Origin of the sequence: Halalkalibacter sp. APA_J-10(15), from assembly GCF_023017105.1 — a bacterium.
Classification (GTDB): domain Bacteria; phylum Bacillota; class Bacilli; order Bacillales; family Bacillaceae_D; genus Halalkalibacter.
Genome location: NZ_JALKEV010000111.1, coordinates 1 through 223, shown reverse-complemented (window position 1 = coordinate 223; position 223 = coordinate 1). Strand labels below are relative to the sequence as shown.

At 42.6% G+C, this 223-nt stretch carries 1 protein-coding gene; it reads left to right on the top strand.

Annotation, left to right across the window (positions count from 1 at the left end; all coding sequences use genetic code 11):
- Positions 1 to 223, top strand: a 223-nt coding sequence (locus MW695_RS22485) for a transposase (protein WP_247107636.1), incomplete at both ends; no start/stop codon positions are given.

The following is a 223-nucleotide window of genomic DNA, read 5'->3' as shown; positions in this document are numbered from 1 at the left end:
GATCCTGTCGTGTTAGTAAAAATGGTGTTCATTCAATACATATTCGGCATTCGCTCTATGCGCCAAACGATCAAAGAAATCGAAACAAACGTCGCTTATCGTTGGTTTTTAGGTTTTGGTTTTGATGATAAGATCCCCCACTTCTCTACGTTCGGGAAGAACTATGCCCGTCGATTCCGTGAAAGTGATGTGTTCGAACAGATTTTCTACCGCATCCTTCGGA